Genomic DNA, 1,543 nt, shown 5'->3' with positions numbered 1-1,543 from the left:
GGCGGGGGCGTCGGTGCGCGGTGAGGGGATCACCGGCACCTCGAAGATCGTCATCGATGAATCCCGACGGGTCCTGGTGGGCGCGACATTCACCGGCCCGGATACCCAGGAGATGGTGCACGCGGCGACGGTCGCGATTGTCGGTGCGGTGCCCGTCGAGCGGCTGTGGCACGCGGTGCCTTCGTTTCCGACGGTGAGCGAGGTATGGCTCCGCCTGCTGGAGGAATACGGCCTTTGACGCGTCTGCGCTGGCCGGAATGCCAGCGGGCGGATGTCCGCCAACCGGCCTGCGTCAGCTGAAGACGGAAACACCGCCCGGGCCGATGAGGAGACCGACGACGATGAGCACGATGCCGTAGATGAGACCCCCGCGAACGATCGTGACGACCCCGGCGATGACAAAAATCGCAGCGATGATCCAGAGGATAGTGTCCATGCAGGCGTCCTTCCGCGGACGCGCCTAACTAAAACCCGCACCGTTAGGCCGCTTGAATCATGCTGTTTTCCGTGCTGCCGGTTCCCGTGCCGCCAGCCCTCAGCCCTCAGCCGGCGGCCGGTGCGGGGGCGCAGCGTTCGGTGCGGCCCAGGCGGCGCACGTCCGGTGCGCCGAGCCGGGCCGCGTCGGCGGTGGCGTCGTCGGCCTGCTGCTGCGAGGCCCGTTCTGCCTGTACCCGGGCCAGGTAGTGCTCGACCTCGCGGTCGCGGGCGGCGACGTCCCAGCCGAGCGTGGGGGCGATGAGCTCGGCAACGTGGCGGGCCGACTCCACTCCTCGGTCAGCGGTCTCGATCGAGATGCGGGTCCGCCGGGTCAGCACGTCCTCCAGATGCAGCGCGCCCTCGTGGGTGACCGCGTACACCGCCTCGGCCGCCAGGTAGGTCGGCGCCCCGGGCAGCGGCCGGGCGAGTTCCGCGCGGGACGCGGCGAGTTCCAGCACCTCCTCGGCGAGGGTGCCATAGCGGTGCAGCAGGTGTTCGATCCACCCGACGTGCAGCCCGGCCCGGCGGCCGAGGGTCTCCCGGGCGTTCCACAGGGCGGGGAAGCCGTCCGCCCCGAGCAGAGGGATCTTCTCGGTGCACGACGCCGGCACCGCCCGGTTCATCCCGCCCACCGCGGCGTCGACGGCGTCGGCGGCCATCACCCGGTAGGTCGTGTACTTGCCACCGGCGACCATCGTCAGGCCCGGCACGGAGGTGACCACGGCGTGCTCGCGGGACAGCTGCGAGGTGTCCTCGGACTCGCCGGCCAGCAGCGGCCGCAGGCCCGCGTATACGCCGATGATGTCGTCCGCGGTCAGCGGCGTGCGCAGCACCCGGTTGACGGTGACGAGCAGGTAGTCGATGTCGGCGCTGCTCGCCGCCGGGTGGGCGAGGTCGAGGTTCCATTCGGTGTCGGTGGTGCCGATGATCCAGTGGCTGCCCCAGGGGATGACGAAAAGCACGCTCTTCTCGGTGCGCAGGATCAGCCCCGTCTCGCCGTGGATGCGGTCGCGGGGGACGACGATGTGCACCCCTTTCGAGGCCCGGACGGACAGCCGCCCCCGCC

At 70.8% G+C, this 1,543-nt stretch carries 3 protein-coding genes; 1 reads left to right on the top strand and 2 read right to left on the bottom strand.

Going from position 1 to position 1,543, the window contains the following annotated elements; all coding sequences use genetic code 11:
- The coding region (locus tag NBZ85_RS30990; RefSeq protein ID WP_498041282.1) for an oxidoreductase dimerization domain-containing protein at positions 1 to 238 on the top strand (238 nt) is incomplete at its 5' end.
- Positions 239 to 292: 54 nt separating this feature from the next.
- Here NBZ85_RS30990 and NBZ85_RS30985 read toward each other — a convergent pair.
- Entirely contained in the window at positions 293 to 436 is a 144-nt protein-coding gene (locus tag NBZ85_RS30985; protein WP_165699166.1) for a GPGG-motif small membrane protein, read from the bottom strand.
- Between the two features lie 106 nt (positions 437 to 542).
- A partial coding sequence (locus NBZ85_RS30980) for a glycerol-3-phosphate dehydrogenase/oxidase (RefSeq protein ID WP_308205249.1) occupies positions 543 to 1,543 on the bottom strand: 1,001 nt, incomplete at its 5' end.

Origin of the sequence: Frankia tisae, from assembly GCF_025403405.1 — a bacterium.
Classification (GTDB): Bacteria; Actinomycetota; Actinomycetes; order Frankiales; family Frankiaceae; genus Frankia; species Frankia tisai.
The sequence above is the reverse complement of the archived record's forward strand: the minus strand, read 5'-3'. Positions and strand labels throughout refer to the sequence as shown.

Excerpts from the sequence above, each read along its gene's own strand:
- NBZ85_RS30985 (WP_165699166.1), bottom strand. The coding sequence starts at position 436 with ATGGACACTATCCTCTGGATCATCGCTGCGATTTTTGTCATCGCCGGG.